Here is a 25,354-nt window from a genome sequence, read left to right on the forward strand (position 1 = left end):
AACAGGTACAATCATCTTATAAAAAAACATGCCATTAATTACCTTGAGCTCGTAACCCCATGTTGATAATCTAAGTACTTTAAAATTAAGGGCCAATAAATAATGCAAACGTTTAAAGATCAGCACCCTATCCATACCGACATCACCGTAGCGTGGGCTGATATGGATGCACTACAACACGTAAATAATGTAGTGTATTTACGTTACTTTGAAATAGCCCGAATCGACTTCTTAAATAAAATAAATCTGTTCGATACAATAAGCCCTAATGGCGTGGGCCCGGTAATAAGCGAAAATAACATTCGTTATAAACGCCCAGTTACATTCCCAGATACGCTTACAGTCGGTGTTACTATTTCTGATATAAAAACAGACCGATTTGTTATGAATTACACCGTATTTAGTCACGCACAAAACGCTATAACAACCACAGGCACTTCAAAAGTGGTTATGTTTGATTTTGAAACAGGCCAAAAAGCCCTCATTGCAGAGCCTCTTTTATCGGCGTTAGTTAGCTACTCTCAAGACGAGCAATAAGGAATTCTCATGCAATACAGCCCACTTGGCAGCAGTGGTATTAACGTTTCAAGAGTATGTTTGGGCAGTATGACTTGGGGTAAACAAAATACTCAAAGCGATGCTGATGAACAAATAGCCTACGCGTTAGAGCAAGGCGTAAACTTTATTGATACAGCCGAAATGTATGCGGTACCGCCCTCTCCAGAGACCTATGGAAAAACTGAGGAAATTATTGGCGATTGGCTATCGCGTAATCAGCAAAAGCGCAGCGATGTGGTACTTGCTACAAAAATTGCAGGCAATGGATTATCGTGGGTACGTGATGGTGGCAATATTACGCGCCAAACGGTAATAGAAGCCGTAGACGATTCACTTAAGCGACTTCAAACAGACTACATTGATTTATATCAACTACATTGGCCAAACCGCTCTACCCCTCACTTTGGCAGACCATGGCCCGGCACTCTTAAATTTACCGACGTAAATACACAAGAGCAGCAAGCTAGTATGCTTGATATTCTAGAAGGCCTTAATGAATGTGTTAAAGCAGGTAAAATTAAGCACTGCGGTTTATCTGACGATACGCCATGGGGTATAAGCCAGTTTTTAAGTTTGGCCAAAGAGCATAACTTACCGCGTATGGTATCTATTCAAAATGAGTTTAGCTTAGCGCACGCTAAAGACTGGCCGTATTTAATAGAGCAATGTGTACACGAAGATATTGCCTACTTACCGTGGTCGCCTTTAGCGGCTGGTTTATTAACGGGTAAATACCTAAACGGTGCCCGTCCTGAAGGATCTCGTTGGACCTTCATGCAGCGCAACGGTATTTTTAGAGATACACCCAATGCAGAGCAAGCCACTAAGCAGTATGTTGAGCTGGCTCATGCAAACAATATTACTCCAGCACAACTAGCACTCGCATGGTGTAACCAAGTAGATGGCGTAACCTCTTCAATTATTGGTGCAACAAACATAGCCCAATTGAAAGAAGATATTGATGCATTTAACATCACGTTAAACGACGAAATTCTTAGTGAGATTAACACTATATTTAAAAACTATCCTATGCCTTATTAAGCATATACCAGTTAAAAGCAGCCTTGAACAAGGCTGCTTTTAACTAAAATATTTGACCCTACTACAACCAACACTATACTTTAATTAAGTTTTCTTAATTCAACGAACACTTATCAATGCTGAAAAACGGATACTATGCATTTTGTCTATTAATTGTATTTAACGCGCATGCTGTTGAACAAAAATTACAGCCTCTAGAAGAAATTATTTGGCTGCAAAGTTACACGCCCCCTTTTCATATAGCTAAAAGCGAAAGTGCACCACAAGGCGGTATTTGCGACAACCTAACCGAGCAACTCATTAAAACCATAACAGATGTAAAACATACCCGCTTAATTGTCCCTCAGCAGCGTATAAATAAATATTTAAGTGAAGGAAAAAGCGTATGCTTCCCGTGTGTTATTTATAAAAAACATAATAACCAACTGCTTAACTACTCAAATCCAACAACGGTATATCCCCCATTTTCAATTATCACGACTAAAGAGCTAAAGCCCAAATTAGAAGAAAAGCACGGCTCGCCTATTCACCTTATTAATTTATTAACCGACCCGCAATACGTATACGGGCAAGCTGCTGCACGTAAATTTACAACTAAAATTAATACAATTATTGAAAACACAAAACAAGATAAAGAATCGTCGTTAAGTTGGAGTAGCGAAAATGAAAGTCAGGCTGTTATAGCACGCTTGAGTCATGGCTTTTTAGACTACTCAATTGATTACCCGTTTATGGCCGATTACTTTAATAAACAAGGGGAATATACGAATATAGAGAGTGTACCAATTGCAGAAAATGACATTCAATTTATACGAGGAGCAATAGGTTGTGCGGCTAACGCACCTAATAATTTTGCACAGCAAGCGCTTAAAAAAATCAACCGCGCGCTAAAAAATAATGTACTACAATCGCCTGAGTATCAACAAAGTCAGCATAATTGGCTTAAAACTACCTTTGCCGACTTTGATCAACACTACCAACAGCAAGTTATTAATTTTTACTTACTTGCCACTGATGCTCAAGCAAGCACTGATCATTAGCATAAAGCGCAACAGCAAAAATACTTTTAGCTGTTACCTCACCTACGCCCGACGGTGTGCCTGTCATTACTACGTCACCATCTTCTAAGCTCATAAATTCACTAATTTCTTGTAAAATTGAGTCCGGGTTATGCAGCATAAAATGAGTATCGCCTTGCTGAATTACTTTATTATTAATTTTAAGTTCAAAGCTAAAGTGCTTCATTGCATCTGTTAGCGCTACAAAATCAGTTAAAATTACAGAGCCGTCGAACGCTTTAGCGCGCTCCCATGGAAGCCCTTTATTTTTTAATTTACTTTGCACAGTACGCTTAGTTAAATCAAGGCCGAGTCCAACCCCCACAAATTTTTTATTTTTAACTACAAAACATAGCTCGGTTTCATAATGCAGTGTATCGCCGTTATGAGCCGCAAATAACGTATTTTTAATCGCGCTATTTGGTTTGTTAAATAAAACCATTTGATCTGGTGTTTCGTTGTTTAGCTCTGCAATATGTGCGGTATAGTTTCGACCAACACAGACTACTTTTGATGGTGTTAATTTCTCAGATACTAACTTTATTGAATGCATATAAATAATGTCTCAGTTATTAGCTAATAAGCGTTTCAAGTAAGCTCAAATTAATAGGTTTAAGTAAAACTCGGTCAATATTTAAATCTTTTATTTCTCTAGGGTCTGGCTCTGCGCCACTTACAATCACCAAGCGTAGCTCTGGATATCGCTCATTAATTTGCTGGCCTAAATCAATGCCACGCCCATCGGGTAAATGCATATCTAGCAATACCTTATTAAATTGCTGGTCGTGATTAAGTATTTGCAAACATTGTGCGCAGCTAGACGCAATGACCGTTTCAACACCTAAGCTTTCTAAAAGTAGCTGCGTAATTTGCGCAGCATCGTGATCGTCTTCAACAAGTAAAAAGCGCTGCTTTTTCTCGGTTAAGCCATTGCTACAATTTATATCTTTAGCTTGCGGTGCATGCTCTGGCGCTACCAAATAATCTTGCAAACTTTGGTATAAAGCCGCGCTATCAACAGGTTTTGGTATTACATCGTTAAAGCCTAGTGCAGCAAGCTCCTCATGTATGCCTTTCATAGTAGCGGCAGTGAGCGCGATTATTGGGCCTTTGTAACCCATTTTTCTAAGCTCTATGGTAGCTTCCTTGCCGCCCATTACAGGCATATGAATATCAATAAAAATAATATCGTAAGGCGCTTTATACGCATCTGCAATACGCACTTTTTCAAGCGCTTGTTGGCCATGTTCGGCATAATCGACGCGCGCACCACAAGTACTGATCATATGACCAACTAGCATGCGTAAATCACGTAAATCATCAACTACTAATACTCGCCCATGCACTTTGCATGGAGCCGATTTACTTTGTAGTTGCGGCGCACTACTAAAATTAAGTACCTGTCGTTCTACTTCGCTAATATCACCTGGGTAAACCGAAATAGTAAACGTAGAGCCTTTGCCAATTTCAGAATGCAAACTAATATCACCGTGCATACGTGCTAACAATTCAGCACATATTGCCAAGCCTAAGCCTGCGCCGCCTACAGAGCGTGATTCTACATCAGCTATTTGTTCAAATGGCTTAAATATCAGTTCTTGTTTTTCAGGGGCAATGCCCATGCCTGAGTCTTTAATGCTAAAAAACAGCATTTCGGTATCATCAACCCATTGCGTCCACGCATTAACAACAATTTCGCCTTTATCGGTAAATTTAACTGCATTGTTTATTAGGTTTATTAAAATTTGGCGAACTCTTGTTGCATCCAGTCGTGCAACCAAAGGCAATGGCTGATGAGATTCAAAGCGCAGCGTAAGGCCCTTATCTAGCACCGATACGCGCATTAGCGTGTATACATCGGCAAGCATGCTATCAAGGTTAACTTCGCTTAGGGTCAGCTCCAGTTTATCGGCGGCTATTTTAGATAAGTCGAGCACATCGTTTAACAGGCTCAATAAATGTTTACCGTTTCGATAAATAACACCTAGTTCATTTTCTGCTTGCTGACTGAAGTCGCTCTGCATTAACAGTTCGGTGTAACCTAAAATAGACGATAGAGGAGTACGTAATTCGTGGCTTAAATGAGCTAAAAAGCGGTCTTTTGAGCGATTTTCGGCTTCGGCTTTTAAACGCTCTACTCGCTCACCTTCAACATCTTTACGAGCAAGTGCATAGCGAATAGCGCGCGCAAAGCGGCTCGAACTCATTTCTGTTTTTATTAAATAATCTACTGCACCGGCATCAAGCGCCGCCGAGTCTAACTCGTCGTTTGACTGCCCGGTAAGCATAATAATTGGGCCGCTAAAGCCATTAGCAATGGCTTCTTTTAGTACATCTAAACCATTAGATGCACCCAAGCGGTAATCAAGCAGGCAAATGTCGTGCTCATTTTTGCTAAGCGTTGCAATTGCCTGCTCTGGGGAACTTATCCATTGAATGTTAAACGTGTGTGAATCCAATTGGTCCAGATAGTCGCAGGTGAGTATGTAATCATCTTCATCATCTTCTACAAGCAGCAACTGAGTCACTTTATCTAACATACAATCTCCATTAATCGTTAAATGTTGTCGGTAGCTCTACAAACTCTACCCAGTATTTTCCTAGCGTTTTCATCAAATCAACTAAACCATCAAACGTCACAGGCTTTGTAATATAAGATGCAGCACCTAAGTTATACCCTTTAACCATGTCTTCTTCTTGCTTAGACGTAGTTAAAATAACAACCGGAATTCCCTTTAAGTTAGGGTTCCCTTTTATAGCTTCAAGCGCTTCACGACCATCCATTCTTGGCATGTTTAAATCAAGTAATATCAATCCTGGTCGTGGCGACACTGTTTTGTCTTCAAACTTACCTTTACGTTCTAAATATTCAAGTAACTCAACGCCATCTTCAACAAAATGAAGCTCGTTAAGTACACGGCTTTCGGCAAGGGCATCTTGTGTTAACAAACGATCATCTTCATCATCGTCTGCCATTAAAATAGTAATAGGTTTTACTTTTGAATAGGGCATTTAAGCCTCTCCTTGCAATGTGAAAAGCGCAGCTTCCACAGGTAGTTTTATAATGAAGGTTGCACCTTCACCGTCTTTACTTATTGCTGTAATTGTTCCGCCATGGCGTTCCACAATACGCCTACATACAGAAAGACCAATACCTGTGCCTTTATATTGTGAGCGACCGTGCAAACGTTGAAACGGTACAAATATTTTATCGGCATAGTCCTGTGAAAAACCAATACCGTTATCTTCTATAGTAATAACTTGAAAGCTCAAATTGGTATTATGATCCTCACTAAAAATATCTTTATCTTGGTAGCTGATTTTTATATGTGGACTTACACCTGGGCGCCTAAATTTAACAGCGTTCGACAACAAGTTTAAAAACAGCTGCTGCATTTGGCTTTTATCAGCCTGAATAACCGGTAAGTCTTCTACATCAATTTGTGCATCTGACTCTTTTATCGCAATTTCTAAATCACTTAATATATCGGTTACTACTTCGTTTAAATTTGTATCATCGAAGTCTTTACCGCGTGTTGTAATACGCGAGAACTCTAATAGGTCATTAATTAAGTTAGACATGCGTTGCGCTGCATTTTTCATGCGGCCAATGTAATCAATCCCTTTTTCACCCAGCTCATCTTTAAACATTGTTTCTAGGCGGTCACTAAAGGCTTGAATTTTTCTAAGCGGTTCTTGTAAATCATGGCTCGCTACAAAAGCAAATTCTTCAAGCTCTCGGTTACTTCGGCTCAGTTCGTCAGAATACAACGTTAATTCTTGCGTACGCTCAGACACTTTAGTTGCTAAAGTCTCGTTTTGTTTCTCAAGCTCAAAACGATACTTAGCTGCATTTCTCAAATTAAGACGTGTCATTACAAACATACCAATAATAAGTAATAAGCTTGTGATTGCTGTAATAGCAAACGTGATTTTAGCTTCATTCTTAATTTGCGCTAACTTTGAAAAATGGCTCACTTTAAAGAGTAATTCACGGTCTTGAATTTCATTAACATACTCTCTAATTTGCTTATAAAGCTCCCGACCTTTATGTGTATTTAACACATAAATTGCACGTCGCTCTTTGTCATCTAAAGCAAGATTAACCGTTTGTTTTAGCTCTTTAATTTTGCTATCAACTAGTACTAACAACTGAGCAATACGCTCAGCTTGGCCGTCAATCTCAGAGTGTAGTGACTTAACATGATCTGTTTGAGCTTCAATTTGTCCAATAGCATCGTAATAAGGCGTTAAATAATCAGTCTCTTCTGTTAATAAATAACCGCGCTGACCCGACTCAGCCTGCACTATTGATAAATGCAGTTGCTCAATTGCCGCAGTCAGCATATTAGTGTTATCTAAGCTCTTTTGGGTTTGCGTTAAACCTTGAATCGTATTCAATGCTAAAACTGCGTTACCTACAATAATACTTAACACAACAACTATAAAAGCTGCCCAAGTAACATTCGCTTTACCTTGCTGTTTTTGCTTGCTCATTTAGCTTCCCGAATTAGAGTTTGTACAACACTTACTATTTATTGAGAGTCAGTTATTTTTTGTAAACTTTCACTACACTGTTGGCAATTGTTAATAATTTTATCAAGTGCATCTAGCGCTTTTTCTTTTGGCATATCGTTTTCAAGTACCAACTTAATAAGCTCTGCATTCATCGATATACGATTAAGCGGCGCTCTTGCATCGTGTACTAATTTATTTAGTTGCTCTGTTTGGTTATCGGATGTCATGCCCTTCCTCAAATCTATTTATATTCGCCAATACCGCCATATGCATTAAGGCGGTTATAAAGTGTTTTGGTGCTAATACCCAGCATTTGTGCAGCAAGCGTTTTATTACCTTGCACCTTATCGAGCGTTGCATGAATAAGTTCTTTTTCAACTTCTTCAATGGTTTGTCCTGCTGATACTGGCTTTTCGGCCGCTTGGTTATTAACGCGCGAAAAAGGCGACTCTAAGTTATCAGGTAGAGTAATGTCGCTGGTTTGCGGATCGCTCATAATAAATGCACGGTGTATAGCGTGGCGAAGCTCTCGCACATTACCTGGCCATTCATAGCTTTGTAACTCTTTGAGCTGCGCTGGCGTCCAACTAAATGGGGTACCGTTTTCATCATTAAGTTGATCTAAAAATGCTTTAGCTAATAAAGGAATATCTTCTTTCCTATCGCGAAGTGGCGGTATATCAATAGGAAAAACAGCCAACCTAAAGTAAATATCTTCACGAATAATATTATTTTGCGCTAAATCGGTAAGCGAGCGGTTAGTGGCTGAAATAACACGACAATTGGTTGGTATTTCTCTGTTACCACCTACGCGTGTTACTTTTTTAGTTTCAAGCACTCGCAGTAAATTTGGCTGCATATCAATTGGCATTTCGGTTACTTCATCTAAAAACAAAGTACCGTTATTTGATTGCTCAAACACACCTTCTTTACGTGCAATTGCGCCTGTAAATGCGCCTTTTTCGTGGCCAAATAACTCACTACCAATTAACTCTTTTGAAAGTGCGCCACAGTTGCTAGCAACTAATGGGCCTTCGCACTGGCTTGCGTTATGAATAGCTTGAGCCACTACTTCTTTACCTGCACCACTTTCACCCATAAGCATCACGTTAGCGTTTGTTTTAGCTACGCGTTCAATCATGTTGTATAGTTTTTGCATTGGCTCAGACTCACCAATTAACCCACCAAAGTGACGTGTAATACCGCTCGACTTGGCTTTTTTAACTGTTTTTTTAGGGCCATTTAAAACGAGTTCTAAATCTTCGCGTTGTAATGGTTTTAATAAATGCCCTACATTTGGCTCACACATTTCAGCTAAAATGCCTTTAACTGAAGGATGACCCGATATAAGTGTAATTTTTGGAGATTGCCCAATCGTTTTTAAATGATCAAGTAAGTGCAAACCGCTACCATCAGGTAACATAAAATCAAGTAGCACATGGTCAAAGGTATTATTTTCAAACCATTGATGTGCTTCTTTTAAACTGGTGGCGGTGCTTATATTGTGGCCGAGGAATTCGACTATGTGGCAAACAACGTCACTAAATTCAACGTCATCGTCTACTAAAAGTATGTCTAACATGATAAATCCCTATGCTTTTTTTCTTATTCTACGCATCCTAAATATTAATTTAAAGGCACGCCTAGAATCTAATTACTTAAATAGCTAAGTAATCCAATGCTATTTATTTTACCAACCTTATATTTACGTATGCTTAAAAAAAACGATCACAAATTACGAAAAATAATTAAAATCGTTTCTATTTGTAGAATGGTAGCAACTGTTATCATTAGAAGCTTAAAAAAGGAGACGAAATGCAGCAATTAAAAACCTTAGTTCATTCAGGTATTAATATTGACCACGGTAGTCAGTTTACGCGCTTAACAGCTCGCGCCATTGTTATTAAAAATAATAAAATACTTTTAATGTATACAAACCGCTATGAAGATTACAGCTTACCTGGTGGTGGAGTAGATGAAGGCGAAAGTATTGAACAAGGCTTAATTCGCGAACTAAGCGAAGAAACCGGTGCACAACAAATAAGTGTAGTTAAAGCCTTTGGACTCTATGAAGAGTATCGCCCTTGGTATAAAGAAGACTTTGATATTATCCATATCAAATCGTATTGCTTTGTATGTAATATTGCCGACGAGTTTGGCAAAGCACAGTTAGAGCATTATGAGCAGCAAAATGGCATGACTGCTAAATGGGTTGATATTAACGATGCAATTGCTCATAACGAGCGCACACTTGCTAACAGTGAAAAACAAGGACTCTCCATTTTACGAGAAACCTACCTACTAAAGCGCATTGCTAAAGAACTTCTATAAGTTGAATAAGCATGAGCAGTCAACCTTGTAAATTTTGCATCAATCAGAACTTTTTACTGCTTTGGATAATATATTCATAGTAGTAAAAAGTTATTAGCAGAATAAAAAACCCAAAATAGATACTACATTTCAATAGCTTGAGATTAATTAATACTGTTTTTTTGATATTGGCTTTCGTTTTGCACCCTTATAGATAATTAATTTGTAAGGAGATAGAAATGAGTAACACAGTTAAAACGATTAATCCGGCAACTGAGCAAACCATTGAAACCTACACGCTACTTTCTCAAAAAGAAGCAGAACAGGTAATCGAAAAATCTCACGAAACATATTTAAAATGGCGCTTAACGTCGTTCACTGAACGTGCGAGATATCTTAATAAGTTAGCCTCACTTTTCGAAGAGCAAAAAGAATCTATCGCAAAACTCATGACCGAAGAAATGGGTAAAGTATACGAGCAAGGCTTTCAAGAAGTTGAACTATGTGCAGGAATTTGTCGTTACACAGCCGAACAAGGCCCACAAGTACTTGCTGACGAAGAACGTGATATGGACGGCGGCCGTGCAATTATCAGCTACCAACCAACAGGTGTACTGTTAGGTATTCAACCGTGGAACTTCCCGCTTTATCAGGTAATTCGCTACAGTGCTGCCAACATAATGGCGGGTAACACAACCGTATTAAAACATGCTGGTAACGTATTTGGCATGGCTGAAAAAATTGAAGAGCTATTTAAACAAGCCGGTTTCCCAGAGTACTGTTTCAGCAACTTACTCATCGACGGTAAAACCGCCAGCTCACTCATTGCGCACAAAGCAATTAGCGGCGTAACCTTTACGGGTAGTGATGCCACAGGTAAAAAAGTAGCTGCAGAAGCGGGTAAACACGCTAAAAAAACAGTGTTAGAACTGGGTAGCAACGATGCATACTTAGTACTCGATGACGCTGATTTAGAGCTTGCAGTTAAAACCTGTGTAACAGGTCGCATGATCAATAACGGCGAAACGTGTGTTTCAGCTAAACGTTATGTTGTTGTTGAGTCACTTTACGATGACTTTAAAGCACAAATTAAAGAGCAGTTTGAAGCCATGAAAATGGGCGACCCAATGGCTGATGGCACAGACTTAGGCCCAATGGCTCGTGAAGATTTACGCGACGGCATTCACGACCAAGTAATGGAATCAGTTAAAGCAGGTGCAAACATAGTAACGGGTGGCGAAATACCATCGCAAACAGGTTACTACTACCCACCAACGCTACTTGATAACCTATCACCTGGCATGCCGGCCTACGATGACGAATTATTTGGCCCTGTCGCTTCGCTTATTAAAGCGAAAGATAACGACGATGCTATGCGCATCGCCAACGATTCTCGCTACGGTTTAGGCGGTGGTATTTTCTCAAAAGATGAGAAAAAAGCCATTGAGCTTGCTAAAAAGTACTTCGACACCGGCATGATCAACATTAACGGCTACGGTTTAGCACAACCTAACCTACCATTTGGTGGCGTTAAAGGCAGTGGCTACGGCAGAGAACACGGCTGTTTTGGTATGCGCGAATTTGTTAATGTTAAAAGCATTATGATCGCCAGCTAATTTAGCTGCATAAATGAAATAAGTGTTTTAAATACAGATTTTTAATACGTGTTTAAAATACAAAAATTATTAAGCCTAAAAGTGGGTAACCGCTTTTAGGCTTTTTTATGACTTTTAGAAAGTAGTTTTCAGGAGACAGTACTTAGTTTTTAGTAAGAGATAGTACCGAGTTTTGGATATATTCGTAGGTGCGATTTTACATCGCGCTTTTAATGTGAATATGAGGAGCTAAAAGCTAAAAAGTAGCCTTTAATGTTGAACAAATATCGTGGTCTAATTTTATGTTTAATCGTAAACTCTCATACCCACCAAGTGTTCAGTCGTTTTTAATGTCTTTGCTAAATCATTTACTGCGGCCTGAACAACTAACCAAGAAATATCACATGTATCTGCATCAGGGTACATTTTACTAGCCATTTGCTCATAAGGATGTATTAGATTTCGGAACCCTCAAAGTGCATGAGAGGACTGTCTAGCATTTAAACCTAACTAACCTACATGATGTGTTACATCAATTACTATTTTTCGCTTACTAGCGTTACTTACAGCTGGCTCTTGGTATTTTACGAGAAAGTTTGATGAGGAATGGAGAATGATTAGGTAATATTTAGCTAGGTACTCAAAGCGCTTTTTCTCAAGCCCTAGTATTAGAAAAGCTATCGAACGCTTAGTGAATAAACTAAATTGCATAATAATCGAGTTAATTCGTTTATCTGATTTGTATTTTTCAACTTCAATAAACTTTGTGCCCATTTTACGTTTCGTATTTTGCTGGAGCATCCATAAAGTGAAAACTGCCCCAGAGTAATAGTAAAAAAAACATGGGCAGAGAAGCCAATATAAGGTCATATTCTATAAAATTATCGCTAAGCCAATAGCATCCAAAAAACACCATGGGATATATTAAAACGCCCCATAGAAAAAATTTATTCATGATTCTATTAAACAATGGAATATTAATACTAGGCTTACTTCCTAAGCCCATAAGACTAGCGATAACTGCAAATGGGTATACAAGTAAAGGAATAGCACCTAAAACCAATAAAGTAAGCCGAAAAAACTCAAACATATAATCGAACATCCAACGTTTTGAACGTATTAACGCTATTCTCAATGACTAAAAAGTACAAACAAGGTAAGTTAATTGCCAGCGCTTATTTTGAGAGCTTTACCACTCTTTACTTCTAAGAAAACAAGTATATATATTAAAAATAAAGTATAAACCAAATAACACAGTAACAATTCAACACAAGTCAGGCTTCAGCTATTAATAACTCAATGCTTTATATAAATACCGCTATATCTAACGTTACTAATCAAACCTCGGCACCTTTCGCTTATCGGCTTTACTCATTGCGAGCTCTTGGATTTCTTCTTGCTTGTGCTGCGCCGATTTAGTTTCTAATGACTGCTGATTAGCGTTTTCGTAAGAAAGCTCAGTGAGTAGCGCAAAGTGATCTGAGCCATATTTAGCTAAGCGCTTAATACGCTTTACTTTAAAGCCTTCGCTGTGAAATAAATGATCGAGCGGCCAACGCATAAAAAAGTAGCCTGCATGAAAGGTATTATAAAAACCACGGCCTTTTCGAGGGTCTAAAAAGCCACTTATTTGCATAAACAAACGGGTGCTGCGCGACCACGCTACGTCGTTTAAATCTCCGGCAACTATGGTAGGTCGTGTAGGGTTTTTAAGTGCTTTAGCCACCATTATTAGCTCTGAGTCGCGCGGACGTGATGAGTCTTCCTCTGTCGGGCTTGGTGGTGCTGGGTGAATAAAGTGCCCTTGCATTTGTAGGCCTTCATCGTTTTCAAACAAAATATGAATTGAGGGAATATCTTCTTCTATAAGCTCACATATTTGTGCATCGAGTATTTTAAACTTGCTGTATAAGTGCATGCCATAACGATTGTCTTTAGGGCATTCTATGTAATACGGGTAATTTTTTTTAATGACTGATAATTTATTTTCCCACCAGCTATCGCTCTCAAGCGTAATAAGTAGGTCGGGTTGATGCTCATCAACAAGACTAATTAACTTCTCACTTTTATGGTTCGACATAAGTACATTTGCCGACATAATTCGAATGCTATGGTCGATGTGCTTAGGTGCGCTTTGCACTTCTTTTTTAGCAAGCCACGTATACGGGTAAATCCATTTACCTTGTAAAATCATTATAAGTAATGAGGTTAAGGCTATAAATACATAGCCTATTGCGCTACTTTGCCATAATAAAAACAACGAAGTAACGGCTACAAAACTGGCAATATAAAAAACCTGTAAGCGCACAAAATCGCAGCTACGCACTAAGTAATGCTGGCTGTACGACATAGGTAATAAGGTAACCAGTAAAAAAAAGCCAATAATTATAGCCAGCGCAATGAGCATTTTAATATCCTTATAAAGTTAATTTAGCGACTTAGAATTGAAAGTATTTCTCGAGTATCGTGCACCATATGGATAACTGTACGGTCTATTTCTATACTCACTGTACCATTATCTCTAGAGCGTTCAATCACTCTACCTCTTTTGTATAAATCGCGTTCTAAAAAGTCGCCTCGATGATAGCTTTTACTTAGCCCTGGTGGCGTCCAACCTGCGCGGATTAGCTGCTTTGCCTCTTTTTTAGAAAGGTAGTCATTGTCGTTATGCTTATGTGAATGATGCTTTTTATGGCCGTGTTTATGACCATGCTTATCTTTATGCGGTTTTGCGTCTGCGCTTATTGAACATAAAGCCAATGCTATTAGTGCTGTGTATATAGGTGCTTTCATAAATAATCTCTAGCATAATTAATAGCTAAAGGTTAACAAACACGGATGAACATCATATGAAACAACTAACACCTATTTAACGTTGTTTATATTGTGTTTTACAGTGGCTTCGCATAATAGCGGGATCGCGTAATTTTAAATGTTTTGTTTTACGACCTGCATGGCGCTTACGCCAAACTTTAAAACTGCCTTTTGAAACATTGTCTCGCATAAAAACCACCAGCTGCGGATACTTTAATCCGTATAGCTGCTCTATAGCCTCGTAGGGGGTTCTATCTTCCCACGCCATTTCGATAATGCGTGACTGCTGTTCTGCGTTAAACATGGTATATCTCACAAAATTTAACTTATACGCTAGGTAAAAATACTTAGATCAATGCAATTAAACTCAGTAACTGTATAATTGGCGTTCAAGTTATGTACTTTAAAAGATATCGAATTTATATTTATGCGCGCAATATTCCTGTTTTTAGCTTTAACTTTACCTTCGTTATTACTTGCAGCGCCAAGTAAAACCCTGCGCTGCGTAACAACCCACTACCCGCCTTTTACTATATTTGATGAGAAAAGCGATACGTTCACGGGTTTAGATATTGAATATTTAACGTTTATTGAGCGTAATTTAAATCTTAAAATTGACGTAATTCATCTGCCATGGGCGCGCGTTAAAAAAGAAATGGCGCTGGGTTACTACGACTGCTATTTCTCTTTGGCCAATACAGAGGAACGTGCAAAGTATTTAGATTTTACAAGCGTGCCTTTGCACACTACTAAGTATGGTTTATTTACTTTAAACAAAGATAAACTGCTCACTGACGATTTATCAAATACCCCAATAGCGATGCTGCGCGGCGTTGCTTTGCCTGAGGTTATTGCTAAAAAGTACAGCCTTGATGAGAATAATCTACTTCGCTCACTTTCAACTAAAGACACTTTTGAGCTACTAGAAAAAAAACGTGTTGAATACGCAATAACTAACTATCAAGCAGGTTTGTGGTACTCAAAAGAATATAAAAACATTTATGCTCGGCAATTAAATGAGTTTACGTTTCCTACTTACATTGCTTTTAAGCGTGGCGTAATTGATACAAAATTAGTTGATGAGCAAATAAAACGTTTTAAAGCACAAACTCAATAATTAACACTGCACACGTTAAGAGATAACCAATGTTTACAAAACTACCAAAATGGGTTGAATATGGCGCGTTTACGCTCGCATTTATAGCGGGCGTAATAAACGCTGTAGGCTTATTAGGATTTGAGCATCAGGCTATTTCGCATGTATCTGGCTCTGTTACTTTACTTGGTATTAAAGTAATAACTAACCCCAGCACTGCCTTATTGCTACTTTCAATAATTATTAGCTTTATGTTGGGCTCTGCGCTGTCGGGCTTTTTGCTCTCTGGTGGCTCATTAAAACTTGGTCGTCATTACGACACTTTGCTTTTTATTGAAGGACTGTTATTACTGGCGAGTGCTTATTTACTTAAAAATACATTCGTTTACGGTATTGTTTTAACGTCTGCTGCGTGTGGGCTACAAAATGCGCTAGCAACTAATTACAGTGGTGCAGTTATACGTACCACACATTTAACCGGTATTTTTACCGACCTTGGCTTAATGATCGGAAAAGCGCTAAAAGGTGAGCAATTTGATACGCGTAAATGCGTTATATTTTTACTCATTATAAGCGGCTTTTTACTAGGTGGGATTGTTGGTTATATTTTATTTGAGTACTTTTTAGTGCTCGCGTTATTATTTCCGGCAGCCGCATGCTTTATATTATCTTTCATATACAAAATACATAGGTTACGTACGCTTTAACGCAACAAGTTTAAAAGCACATTAAAACCGCATATTATAGAGGTAATGCAATATAGATTACTTTCAAGGAATGTATGAAACCTTATTTTTTGCCGCTGATATTACCCTTTAGCCACACTGCGTTTGCCAATAATCAAAATAATGATGCAATAGAAACCATAACAACCACTGCATCACGTATTGAAGCGCTATCTACCCCACTCCCTTTATCAATAAGCACACTAAATCAAGCGCAGCTAAATAGCATAGCCCCTACCCATATTGAAGAAGCTCTGCAACGTGTAGCGGGTGCTAATATTCAACGCGGAAATGGCCAAGAGTATTTACCCGCGCTTCGCTCACAAGTGCTTTCGGGCGCAGGCGCTTGTGGTGGCATATTGACTCTAGAAGATGGCATACCACTGAGAGCAGCTGGGTTTTGTAACATAAACGAGCTATTTGAAGCGCACAGTGAAATGGCGCAGCGCATTGAGGTGCTAAAAGGCCCTGGCTCTGCACTTTATGGCTCAAACGCTGTGCATGGTGTTATTAATGTAATAACACCCGACACCACACAAGGCGGTGGTTTAGTTGGTTTAGATTATGGCTCGTACGGCTATACTCGCTACAAATTACGCGCAGGACAAGATTACGGCAACAGCGGTATAGGCATTAACGCAAGTGTTACCGACGATAGCGGTTACCGCGACGACGAAAGCGTAGAGCAACAAAAAGTTAATATTCGCCATCGCTATTCAAATAATAATTTATTACTTACCTCTGGGCTTACTTACACAAACCTAGATCAGCAAACTGCGGGATTTATTACGGGCTTTGAAAGCTATAAAAACGAAGACCTCTCGCAAAAAAACTTTGACCCAGACGCATTTAGAAAAGCACGTTCATTTAGAGCGTGGAGCAATGCAACATGGCAATTAAATAACGATGATGTGCTCTCTACTACGTTATATTTTCGCGACCAAAGCATGGACTTTTTTAAGCACTTTTTACCCGGCACACCGCTTGAAAAAAACAGTCAAACTGGTTTTGGCATACAATCGCTTTATCAATATAATTTACAAAGTAATGTAAAAGTAAACCTAGGGCTTGATGGCGAATACACGCAAGCCGACTTTACTCAAAGCCAAAATGAGCCCACTCAAGGTTCTGCATTTTTAGTTGCTACAGTGCCACAAGGTAAGCATTACGATTACGATGTAAACGCCACGCTTTATGCCCCTTTTGCATCTATTGATTGGCAATTAAATAAGTGGTTACTTACCGCAGGTGTGCGCTACGAGCATATGCAGTACGACTACACCAATAATATGCTAGCAGGTAGAACAAAAGACGATGGCACAGAATGCGGCTTTGGTGGCTGCCGATACAGCCGCCCTGAAAGTGGGAAAAATAGTTTTAGTAATCTATCGCCAAAGCTTGGGGTTAGTTATCAGTACAATACAAATAACACGCTTTATGCAAACTTTTCTCGCGGTTACAGAGCGCCACAAGCGGCTGAGCTATACCAATTACAACGCGAGCAAACCACTGCAAATTTAAGCGCCGAAATAGCCAATAACGCAGAACTAGGTATTAAAGGGATTTACGAAAAGCTACGTTATGGCGTGTCTGTTTACGCTATGAGTAAACACAATACGATTTACCGCGATAGTGACTTTTTTACGGTAAATAATGGCAGCTCTCGCCATCGTGGTATTGAGCTTGAGCTTGACTACCAGCTAACGCAGTCGCTTGCGCTTAACTTTGCAGGCACGCACGCAAAGCATACTTATACTAACAACCAAATACTTAACGGTTTAAATATAAACGGCAACGACATAGACACCGCGCCGCGTAATATTGCTAATCTCGATTTAACATGGCAGGCATTAAACAACGCGCAATTTGCTTTGCAGTGGCACCGCGTTGGTAACTACTACACCGACCCAGAAAACTTAAATAAGTACCAAGGGCATGATGTTTTAAGCCTGCGCGCTCAGTGGCAAGTTACTAATAACCTTGAAGTGCTTGCCCGCATTATTAATTTAACTAATGAGGCTTATGCGGAACGCGCCGATTACACCAGCTTTACCGGCGACAGATACTTCCCTGGCAAACCACGTAACGCCATGCTTTCGGCAACTTATACGTGGTAATGCTTATTTAAGGGCTAAGCTAATTTAAGGGCTAACCTAATTTAACTGATTTAAGTCGCTCATGTATTTCATGGGCGACTTTTTCATCACCTTTTTAAACATAGTAATAAACGCACTAACCGATTCATACCCTAATAACTCCGACACCTGCTGCACATTTTGCTTATCAGAAAGCGCTTTTAAGGCTGTAATTATATGCAATTGCGTACGCCACTTTCCAAATGTCATACCTGTTTCTTTTTTAATTAACCGCGCTAATGTGCGCTCAGTTAATGCAAACTGCTTAGCCCATTGTGGTAGTGTTTTTCGATTGTTTGGCTTGTTTATGAGCTGATCGCTCATAGTTTGAATTACCTCATTTTTAGATAATACAAAATCGAGTGGTTGTACTGGCATTTCAATAAGTTGATCAAATAACACCTGCGCTAAACGTGCTGTTTTACTATTTAAAGTATAGTGCTGATTATGCGCAGCCAACTCGCACATTAGCTCTTTAACTAACGGCGTAATAGCTAACGTACAGGTATTTAGCGGCATACCGTTTTTACTACTATCAATAAATAAATGACAAAGCTGCGCGTTATCAGACGCCCTATTGCTATGCACCTTTTGTGCTGGGATCCAAATTGCACTGTGCGTGGGCACCATCCACATTTTGGCTGACACTTCACACGTTACATAACCATGTAGCGCTAAAATTAACTGCCCTTTAGGATGGGTATGTAGTGGTATTTCGTGACTTGCATGGGCGTGCTCTATTTTGGCTATTATGGGCTGCGCCATAGTTTCAAAATTTTTAATGTCGTCCCAACCAATTGCATCAAACATAGTTTTGTCTGTTTTTAGTTATTTAATGTCATTATCTCTAAATTATAGTTTTTGCTAAGCCTTTATACTAGCGCCCATTAAGTATTAGCTTTAATGGTCTCCCCTTTTGTTAAATAACACACCTAAATCACGCTTTGCTGGCATATTACTTGTGCTTGGTATATTACTTATTGCCGCAAATTTACGCGCCACATTTACAGGTATTGCACCTGTGCTTGAACAAATTATTAATCACTTTGGGCTTAGCGCATCGCAAGCTGGGTTTTTAACAACATTGCCACTCATTGCCTTTGCGGTTGTATCGCCAATGGCCGCAACTCTTGCTAAAAAGCAGGGGTTAGAGCGCACCTTGTTTGTAGCTTTGTTATTTATACTTGCTGGGGTTGCAGCGCGGGTAATAAATACCTCAGCCATGCTTTTTGTAGGCACCGCTATTATTGGTGTGGGCATTGCCATTGCAAACGTATTATTACCAAGTTTAATTAAGCGCGACTTTCCTGCAAAGGTTGCATTAATGACCTCAGCCTACGTGCTTACTATGGGCGTGGTATCGGGTGGGTTTTCCACTTTGGTATTTCCGCTTAGTCAGTTAAACGGATTAGGATGGCAACTTGCGCTGGGCTCATCAGCTCTTATTACTCTGGCGAGTATTATTGTATGGATGTCGCAATTAAGTAAGCACACAAAACCCGCGAGTATTGCTCAACACGCTGACACGTCAAAAAGTGTATGGCGTTATTTACTAGCATGGCAAATTACCCTACTGCTGGGCTTAAACTCGTTTTTAAATTATATAATTATTACGTGGTTACCAAGCATATTAATCGAAACAGGCCAAAGTGCCACGCAAGCAGGTGCTTATCATGGTGCTTTTCAAATAGCGACTGCATTACCGGGTTTAATATTAATTCCGTTACTTGCCAAATTAAAAGATCAAAGCGTGCTTAGCTTTATTTTAGCCATGTTGAGTGCACTTAGTGCATTGGGGCTGCTTTACATGCCTAACTTTGCTTTTGTTTGGACCCTAATGTTGGGCTTTTGCTCTGGAGCGTGTTTTATATTGGGGCTGTCGTTTATTAGTTTGCGAACTGACGATTCGCAACAAGCAGCGTCGCTTTCGGGAATGTCGCAAAGCGTAGGTTATTTGCTCGCGGCTATTGGTCCTATGCTAGCTGGTGCATTACACACTACAACAGGCAGTTGGAGTGCGCCATTATGGCTGTGCGCTATTGCTGGAGTACTGTGTGCATTATGTGGTTTAGGCAGTGGTAAAAACACTACTTTAGCTAAATCAGCTAACTAGTTGCTGTAACCACGAAAATAAACCAGACGAAGTTTTGTTGCTCGTGTGTTTTTGCTCATAGCGTTTATTAGTCGCTTCGCGCTGTTCACGGCGCTCTTGCGCTAAATTAGCCTTTGCAGCAAAACGTAAACGCTGTTCTTGAGTAAGCTCATCATTAAAACTAATGGCTGTTTTTTTAACTGCTCGGCTGCTTTTAGGTGAACTACACATAATATTTCCTCTGTTATGTAACTACTCAAATAGACAGCCTTTTTGTATATAAAATTTCAAAAGCAGTATTACTTTTTAGAAGTAATACTGCTGAGTATCAACTAAACAGCACCTATACACTCAACTTCTACTAAAGAATCAAGCGCTAACGCCTTTACAGCAAAAGCACTACGTGCAGGATACGGCGCACTAAAATACTGAGTATAAATAGCATTAAATGCTTTAAAGTCATTTATGTCAGTTAGCATAACCGTACATTTAACTATGTTGCTCATGCTGTAGTTATGCAGCTCTAAAGTGCGTTTAATATTTTCAAGTGTTTGTTTAGCCTCGCCTTCAAAACCGCCTGTAGCCAACTTACCTGTTACAGGGTTAACACCTATTTGCCCCGACATATAAAGCGTATTACCGGCTTTTACTATTTGCGAAAATGGTAAGTTAGAATTAGCTTTGCCTGCATTTAAAAAGTCGACATTACTCGAAGCTGCAAATGCACTGCCGGTAATTAATGTGCTTGCTAAAAAAGCGGTTTTTATCAGTGAGTTCATTACCTGGCTTACCTTATTTTTGTGGTGTGGTTTCAAATGAAGGCACTTGGTGTAATTCGTTAAGCCAATTAAGCGTCGATTTAGACCAAATTTGTGCTGTTGGCGTAAACTGATCACGCTGATCAACCGCACCAATACGCAAGCCATATACACGGTCAGCTTTAGCTTCGTTAGTTGCATATAGTGTTGTACCACATGTGCCACAAAAACCTTGCGCACGCTTGTTACCACTTTGAGCTGTTTTAACAAACTCTTTTGGCTCACCTTGGGTAAACACTACCGAGTTTGGCTCTGCAATTATAACGGCTCTAAATGGGCCGCTCGACATACGTTGGCAATCGCTACAATGGCAAACAAGTGCATTGTTATTTTGAGACTTTGCTTGGTATTTAATTTCACCACAGTAACAGCTTCCAGTAATTTCCATTATTTAAATCCTTAATGCTTATGAAGATTGAATCGAGATATAAGACCGGCAATATCGATTCATTATTTTTAAAATATAAAAAAACTGCTCGCCGGTTTATTTGTATGTTCGGTTAGATTTTCAATTCTTTAGAGTGATTTTTCAACGTTGAGCAAGTGCTACAAACATGATCCGATGTTTTAAATAAAACAGCAATACCACGTTAAGCTAATAGCGTAACGTGGTGCGCCTAAATTATTTTTTATGTGCGTTTAAATAATCAATGGCTAATAGACTAAGCGCCTTAGTGCCTACTTTAAACGATGATTCGTCGGCATAAAAATAAGGGGAGTGATTACTAGCCACTGTATTTAAATCTTGCTCACTGGGTGTACCGCCTAAAAACACAAATACACTCGGCACTTCTAATGCGTAAAACGAAAAGTCTTCTGCGCCGGTTATTTTTCCCATTTCAACTACGTTATCATTACCCGCTGCTTTTTTAAGACTAGGTAACATTTGCGCGGTTAGCTCTGGGTTATTAATCGTTACCGGATAACCTTCGTGAATGTGTACCTCTGCAGTAGCACCTGAGGATTTAGCAATGTGCGTGGCTGTGGTTTTTATTTTTTCAAATATTTGTGCACGATTATCCATATCAAAGTTACGAATTGTACCCACCATTTCTACTTCTTCAGGAATAATATTATTGCGTACGCCTCCCGCTATTTTTCCAAACGAGACAATAGCGGGCTCTTTGGTAATATTAATTTGGCGACTAACAATATGATTAACGCCAGTTACTATTTGCGCAGCTGCGGCAATGGGGTCAACCCCAGTCCACGGTGCAGAGCCGTGTGCCTGCTTGCCATGTACTGTTATTTCAAATCGATCTGCACTGGCCATTGCAGGGCCACTTCTATAACCAATTTTACCGCTGTGCAAACTAGATGTTATGTGTAACCCAAAAGCAGCTTCTGGTTTGTATTGTTTAAATATGCCTTCTTTAAGCATTAACTCAGCGCCACCCTCTTCCCCCTCAGGTGCGCCTTCTTCTGCAGGCTGAAATACAAACATAATATTACCGTGTAGCTCATCTTTCATGTTTGCAAGCACTTGTGCAGCGCCCATTAGCATAGCCACGTGCGTGTCGTGCCCACAAGCATGCATTATGCCTACATCTACACCACGGTAATTAGTGGTTTTAGTTGATTTAAAATCAACATCGGCTTTTTCAGTAACGGGCAGCGCGTCCATATCTGCGCGTAGCATTACTGTCGGGCCAGGCTTTGCACCTTTTAATAGCCCCACAACACCTGTATAAGCAATCCCTGTTTGTACCTCCATACCCAGCGACTTTAAGTGCTTAGCGACAATACCTGCTGTGCGGGTTTCGCGATTTCCAAGCTCAGGGTTTTGATGAAAATCACGTCGCCAATCAATAACCTGTTGCTCTATCTTTTTAACTTGCTGATCAATGTTTGCATTGGCATTGAGCGCACTAAGGGCAGCAAAGCCTAGCGCTATTGAAATTAGTGATTTTTTCATCCTGTTTGTCCTTATTATATTTATTGGTTTTATAATATTGATGAGCACGAGCCCTTATGTATTATTGAGAACATAATTAGTTCGCTCTATAACCACTATTACTGAAGGCTCTACAATAATCAATCCCATTTAAGCTAGATGCCCAACTATGAGGGGCCACTTCACTTTTCACTGGTTTTACCTATTTTTAGTTTGAAGATTTAGCGCTAATTAAGCCTACCATTTTTGTTTTTATTGATTTAAAAATGGCATTGAATAGTCAACCAACGCACGTAAAGTGAGTTTTAATAAGCGCGGTGGTGGATAGAAGAAGTTAACGAGTAATAGGCTTGGTACATAATTGCTATTCAAACTATAAAATAAGAATAGCAATGTAGAACCTCCCCTTATGTTGGGGTAATTATTTAAATGCGTTAGCATTTTTTATGCTGTCAAAATCGTTAAAGCGCACGTTGTGTTGCGCCATTACTTTAAGTATTTTTTCACTTAGCATTTGACGTAAATAAAACGGCTGATTTGGCACAAAATGGTGGATAGTATGCGTTTTACCAAAGTTAAAGCAAAACAAGTTAAACGGCATAAATAAACGGCTCGTTAGTACATGAGTTTGTTCAAGCATGTTATTAACGCCACCATAGTAATGCATGCTTGATGTAACAAAATTAAGCGAGCTTGAGCGAATAATATTAGGCACAATGAGCACAACCATTAAAAATTCAAACACATTCATTGTACTTAACAACCAGCTAGGTGAATTTAGCGAAAGTGGTATAAATAAGTCAACGATATGAAATACAATAACGCTGTATAAAACAGCAAAATACGCAGTCGCTATCGGAAACCCCGCATTAAAAACACTCGAAAAACTAAAGCCATTAATTTCTTTTCTAAAACGTTTCGTAGAAATAACTAACCCTAATAACCCATCTACAATAACTAGCGCACGTAAAAATGGATTTTTAATACCGTTACCCACCAAGCGTTCTTCTAGGTCTTGTTGTGTGCCTGAGGTTTTGTGATGGTGTAAATGCATTTTACGTCGGTACCATGGGCTAATAGTATTTGGCCGCATTAACCATACTGTTAGCATCATAAAATTATGCATGAAAGGCTGATTACTAAAGTATTGTTTATGTATGAGGTCGTGCTCTAACTCATGGGAAATAGACGCTGCAATAGCCGCAAGTACTATACATACCCAAGCAGGTATGATGCCTAAATAATATAAAACACCAACACCAATTAATGCGCTAAGCGATAGCAATAAAATAATTAACCCTAAGGTATTTTGATGTGCAAGTAATGGGTGCTTTTGACGAAGTGATGCTTCCTCTGCCTTAATTGCTTTCACAATCGATTGAATGTTCTGTTTGGCACTTAATTGAGTCATATATAATGTCTTAAAAACCTTGTTGTACAAATAATACCTGAATTGATCGCAACATCGGGATAAAGCAGGAATAATTATTGTAATACGATTAACTATTATCAATAGTTCAATTGCTTATTTATTCAATCGCATAACAAATTTAATAGCACTCATAACCCAAAATATTCGCTTTATATATCAGCCCAAAAAGACTTAAAAAATTTACCTGTGGAGTATCCTTGCTATAAACGATTAATTATCAACCAGTTGTTTATGCAAATAAAAGAAAAGGCTTGCCGCCCCCTCTTTTGTTTGTATAATGCGGATACAGAATAAGAGGTATATAAGTATCCTTTTTATTTTAAGTGGTTTTTCTTTATCTTTTTATGCTTAAAAAATTAAAGAAAAATTATGCCAGCGTGATGAAATTGGTAGACATGGGGGATTCAAAATCCCCTTCCGAAAGGAGTGCCGGTTCGAGTCCGGCCGCTGGTACCACTTTTTGAACCTCAGCTAATTATTGGCTGAGGTTTTTTTATGCCTAAAATTTAACTAGTAATTTGTACCAATTCGCTTAATTAAGTGAGCTATTTTGAGTTAAGAAAACGGTTTCGATAACAAGGCAAAACCTAGATGAGCTGAAGCAAAAGCCACAGGCCTCCCATTAAAGCCATCAACATATCTTAGGAAGGGACAAAATCTAATAAGCACGCTAGTTATGCGTCTTGCTCTTGATTTGTTATATCTCCTATTCGATTATTTAACTCTTCGTCACTAACATCTTCTTTGTGTGTACCAATGATCCATATATGACCAAATGGGTCTTGTATCGTGCCGGTCCTATCACCATAAAACTGATCATGTACGGGTCTTATTAGTGTTGCACCAAGCTCAATTGCTTTTTTAAATACGGTATCAACATCTTCAACATAAAGCATAAGGCTTAGCGCTGTACCACCTAGTTCTTTTGGGCTTTTTAAATGTTCTTCAGAACCAATATCTGAAAGCATAATATGCGAATCACCAATTATTATTTCTGCATGGGCTATTCCACCATCAGGTAAAGGCATTTGCATTACGTGTTCAGCACTAAATGCATCACAATAAAAATCTATCGCTTTTTGTGCGTCATTCATAATTAAATAAGGTGTAACTGAATGAAACCCTTTTGGTATTGCCGAAACTGACATAGTGATCACCTCGCTGTTGAATCCATGTTATTAAAACTGATTTAAATGCTGTCTGTAATAGGCACTAAAGTTTTTAAATAAAGGTCAGATTGACTGACCTTAAAACAATATATAAATTAA

At 39.1% G+C, this 25,354-nt stretch carries 28 protein-coding genes and 1 tRNA gene; 10 read left to right on the forward strand and 19 right to left on the reverse strand.

Annotation, left to right across the window (positions count from 1 at the left end; genetic code table 11):
• Positions 1-102: 102 nt before the first annotated feature.
• From CXF89_RS04580 to CXF89_RS04590, 3 genes are all read left to right on the forward strand, one after another.
• A complete protein-coding gene (locus CXF89_RS04580) occupies positions 103-537 on the forward strand; it encodes an acyl-CoA thioesterase (protein ID WP_010553137.1) in 435 nt (144 codons plus the stop codon).
• A gap of 9 nt (positions 538-546) precedes the next feature.
• The gene (locus CXF89_RS04585; protein WP_121953934.1) at positions 547-1,599 is read left to right on the forward strand and encodes an aldo/keto reductase; all 1,053 of its coding nucleotides are present in this window, start codon (positions 547-549) and stop codon (positions 1,597-1,599) included.
• A 116-nt stretch (positions 1,600-1,715) separates the two neighbouring features.
• Positions 1,716-2,639, forward strand: a complete 924-nt coding sequence (locus CXF89_RS04590; RefSeq protein ID WP_024593304.1) for an ABC transporter substrate-binding protein — start codon at positions 1,716-1,718, stop codon at positions 2,637-2,639.
• On the opposite strand, the gene CXF89_RS04595 is transcribed toward CXF89_RS04590, so the two are convergent.
• The 6 genes from CXF89_RS04595 to CXF89_RS04620 are packed head-to-tail and all read right to left on the reverse strand — an operon-like array spanning position 2,590 to position 8,757.
• Entirely contained in the window at positions 2,590-3,210 is a 621-nt protein-coding gene (locus CXF89_RS04595) for a fumarylacetoacetate hydrolase family protein (RefSeq protein WP_121953935.1), read from the reverse strand. The genes CXF89_RS04590 and CXF89_RS04595 overlap by 50 nt on opposite strands.
• 19 nt (positions 3,211-3,229) lie before the next feature.
• The gene (locus tag CXF89_RS04600; RefSeq protein ID WP_121953936.1) at positions 3,230-5,197 is read right to left on the reverse strand and encodes a hybrid sensor histidine kinase/response regulator; all 1,968 of its coding nucleotides are present in this window, start codon (positions 5,195-5,197) and stop codon (positions 3,230-3,232) included.
• A 10-nt stretch (positions 5,198-5,207) separates the two neighbouring features.
• On the reverse strand, positions 5,208-5,669 hold the full coding sequence (locus CXF89_RS04605) for a response regulator (protein WP_002958089.1): 462 nt from the start codon (positions 5,667-5,669) through the stop codon (positions 5,208-5,210).
• Positions 5,670-7,154 (reverse strand): sensor histidine kinase, encoded by a 1,485-nt coding sequence (locus tag CXF89_RS04610; RefSeq protein WP_121953937.1) that lies wholly within the window; start codon positions 7,152-7,154, stop codon positions 5,670-5,672.
• 38 nt (positions 7,155-7,192) lie between these two features.
• Positions 7,193-7,402: a histidine kinase dimerization/phospho-acceptor domain-containing protein gene (locus tag CXF89_RS04615; protein ID WP_007581523.1), complete on the reverse strand. Its 210-nt coding sequence runs from the start codon at positions 7,400-7,402 to the stop codon at positions 7,193-7,195.
• Positions 7,403-7,416: 14 nt separating this feature from the next.
• The gene (locus CXF89_RS04620) at positions 7,417-8,757 is read right to left on the reverse strand and encodes a sigma-54-dependent transcriptional regulator (protein WP_010553131.1); all 1,341 of its coding nucleotides are present in this window, start codon (positions 8,755-8,757) and stop codon (positions 7,417-7,419) included.
• 233 nt (positions 8,758-8,990) lie between these two features.
• On the opposite strand from CXF89_RS04620, the gene CXF89_RS04625 reads away from it, so the two are divergent.
• The gene (locus CXF89_RS04625; RefSeq protein WP_010553130.1) at positions 8,991-9,506 is read left to right on the forward strand and encodes an NUDIX hydrolase; all 516 of its coding nucleotides are present in this window, start codon (positions 8,991-8,993) and stop codon (positions 9,504-9,506) included.
• Positions 9,507-9,724: 218 nt separating this feature from the next.
• Entirely contained in the window at positions 9,725-11,101 is a 1,377-nt protein-coding gene (locus CXF89_RS04630; RefSeq protein ID WP_121953938.1) for an NAD-dependent succinate-semialdehyde dehydrogenase, read from the forward strand.
• A 285-nt stretch (positions 11,102-11,386) separates the two neighbouring features.
• On the opposite strand, the gene CXF89_RS21350 is transcribed toward CXF89_RS04630, so the two are convergent.
• The 6 genes from CXF89_RS21350 to CXF89_RS04655 form a co-directional block, all read right to left on the reverse strand.
• A complete protein-coding gene (locus CXF89_RS21350) occupies positions 11,387-11,518 on the reverse strand; it encodes a hypothetical protein (RefSeq protein ID WP_257983178.1) in 132 nt (43 codons plus the stop codon).
• Positions 11,519-11,590: 72 nt separating this feature from the next.
• On the reverse strand, positions 11,591-11,854 hold the full coding sequence (locus tag CXF89_RS04635) for a hypothetical protein (RefSeq protein WP_121953939.1): 264 nt from the start codon (positions 11,852-11,854) through the stop codon (positions 11,591-11,593).
• Between the two features lies 1 nt (position 11,855).
• Positions 11,856-12,170 carry a hypothetical protein gene (locus tag CXF89_RS04640; protein WP_231609134.1) on the reverse strand — a complete coding sequence of 105 codons (315 nt, stop codon included), beginning with the start codon at positions 12,168-12,170 and terminating at the stop codon, positions 11,856-11,858.
• A gap of 243 nt (positions 12,171-12,413) precedes the next feature.
• Positions 12,414-13,487 (reverse strand): endonuclease/exonuclease/phosphatase family protein, encoded by a 1,074-nt coding sequence (locus CXF89_RS04645; protein ID WP_121953941.1) that lies wholly within the window; start codon positions 13,485-13,487, stop codon positions 12,414-12,416.
• Positions 13,488-13,510: 23 nt separating this feature from the next.
• Positions 13,511-13,873 carry a hypothetical protein gene (locus tag CXF89_RS04650; RefSeq protein ID WP_121953942.1) on the reverse strand — a complete coding sequence of 121 codons (363 nt, stop codon included), beginning with the start codon at positions 13,871-13,873 and terminating at the stop codon, positions 13,511-13,513.
• A gap of 76 nt (positions 13,874-13,949) precedes the next feature.
• Positions 13,950-14,198, reverse strand: coding sequence for a TIGR03643 family protein (locus CXF89_RS04655; RefSeq protein WP_007581511.1), 249 nt, complete (start codon positions 14,196-14,198; stop codon positions 13,950-13,952).
• 123 nt (positions 14,199-14,321) lie between these two features.
• Between CXF89_RS04655 and CXF89_RS04660 the strand changes: the two genes are divergently transcribed.
• From CXF89_RS04660 to CXF89_RS04670, 3 genes are all read left to right on the forward strand, one after another.
• Complete coding sequence (locus CXF89_RS04660; protein ID WP_010553124.1) at positions 14,322-15,011, forward strand: substrate-binding periplasmic protein; 690 nt, start codon at positions 14,322-14,324, stop codon at positions 15,009-15,011.
• Positions 15,012-15,040: 29 nt separating this feature from the next.
• Complete coding sequence (locus tag CXF89_RS04665; RefSeq protein ID WP_121953943.1) at positions 15,041-15,697, forward strand: YoaK family protein; 657 nt, start codon at positions 15,041-15,043, stop codon at positions 15,695-15,697.
• A gap of 74 nt (positions 15,698-15,771) precedes the next feature.
• Positions 15,772-17,832, forward strand: coding sequence for a TonB-dependent receptor (locus CXF89_RS04670; RefSeq protein WP_121953944.1), 2,061 nt, complete (start codon positions 15,772-15,774; stop codon positions 17,830-17,832).
• A 36-nt stretch (positions 17,833-17,868) separates the two neighbouring features.
• Here the strand turns inward: CXF89_RS04670 and CXF89_RS04675 are convergent, their stop codons facing one another.
• Positions 17,869-18,660 (reverse strand): AraC family transcriptional regulator, encoded by a 792-nt coding sequence (locus tag CXF89_RS04675; protein WP_121953945.1) that lies wholly within the window; start codon positions 18,658-18,660, stop codon positions 17,869-17,871.
• Positions 18,661-18,766: 106 nt separating this feature from the next.
• Here CXF89_RS04675 and CXF89_RS04680 point away from each other — a divergent pair, with 106 nt between their 5' ends.
• Positions 18,767-19,963: an MFS transporter gene (locus CXF89_RS04680; protein WP_121953946.1), complete on the forward strand. Its 1,197-nt coding sequence runs from the start codon at positions 18,767-18,769 to the stop codon at positions 19,961-19,963.
• On the opposite strand, the gene CXF89_RS04685 is transcribed toward CXF89_RS04680, so the two are convergent.
• The 5 genes from CXF89_RS04685 to CXF89_RS04710 form a co-directional block, all read right to left on the reverse strand.
• Entirely contained in the window at positions 19,952-20,173 is a 222-nt protein-coding gene (locus CXF89_RS04685; RefSeq protein ID WP_007581505.1) for a hypothetical protein, read from the reverse strand. The genes CXF89_RS04680 and CXF89_RS04685 overlap by 12 nt on opposite strands.
• Positions 20,174-20,274: 101 nt before the next feature.
• A complete protein-coding gene (locus CXF89_RS04690; RefSeq protein WP_121953947.1) occupies positions 20,275-20,721 on the reverse strand; it encodes a Rid family detoxifying hydrolase in 447 nt (148 codons plus the stop codon).
• Between the two features lie 13 nt (positions 20,722-20,734).
• Entirely contained in the window at positions 20,735-21,148 is a 414-nt protein-coding gene (locus CXF89_RS04695; RefSeq protein ID WP_010553118.1) for a GFA family protein, read from the reverse strand.
• A gap of 234 nt (positions 21,149-21,382) precedes the next feature.
• Positions 21,383-22,675 (reverse strand): amidohydrolase, encoded by a 1,293-nt coding sequence (locus CXF89_RS04700; protein ID WP_121953948.1) that lies wholly within the window; start codon positions 22,673-22,675, stop codon positions 21,383-21,385.
• A gap of 400 nt (positions 22,676-23,075) precedes the next feature.
• Entirely contained in the window at positions 23,076-24,065 is a 990-nt protein-coding gene (locus CXF89_RS04710; protein WP_121953950.1) for a fatty acid desaturase, read from the reverse strand.
• A gap of 392 nt (positions 24,066-24,457) precedes the next feature.
• Here CXF89_RS04710 and CXF89_RS04715 point away from each other — a divergent pair.
• Positions 24,458-24,542 (forward strand) — tRNA-Leu (locus tag CXF89_RS04715).
• A gap of 218 nt (positions 24,543-24,760) precedes the next feature.
• On the opposite strand, the gene CXF89_RS04720 is transcribed toward CXF89_RS04715, so the two are convergent.
• On the reverse strand, positions 24,761-25,234 hold the full coding sequence (locus tag CXF89_RS04720) for a VOC family protein (protein WP_121953951.1): 474 nt from the start codon (positions 25,232-25,234) through the stop codon (positions 24,761-24,763).
• Positions 25,235-25,354 lie beyond the last annotated feature (120 nt).

Source organism: Pseudoalteromonas sp. MelDa3 (assembly GCF_002863625.1).
In the GTDB taxonomy this organism is placed as follows: Bacteria; Pseudomonadota; Gammaproteobacteria; order Enterobacterales; family Alteromonadaceae; genus Pseudoalteromonas; species Pseudoalteromonas arctica.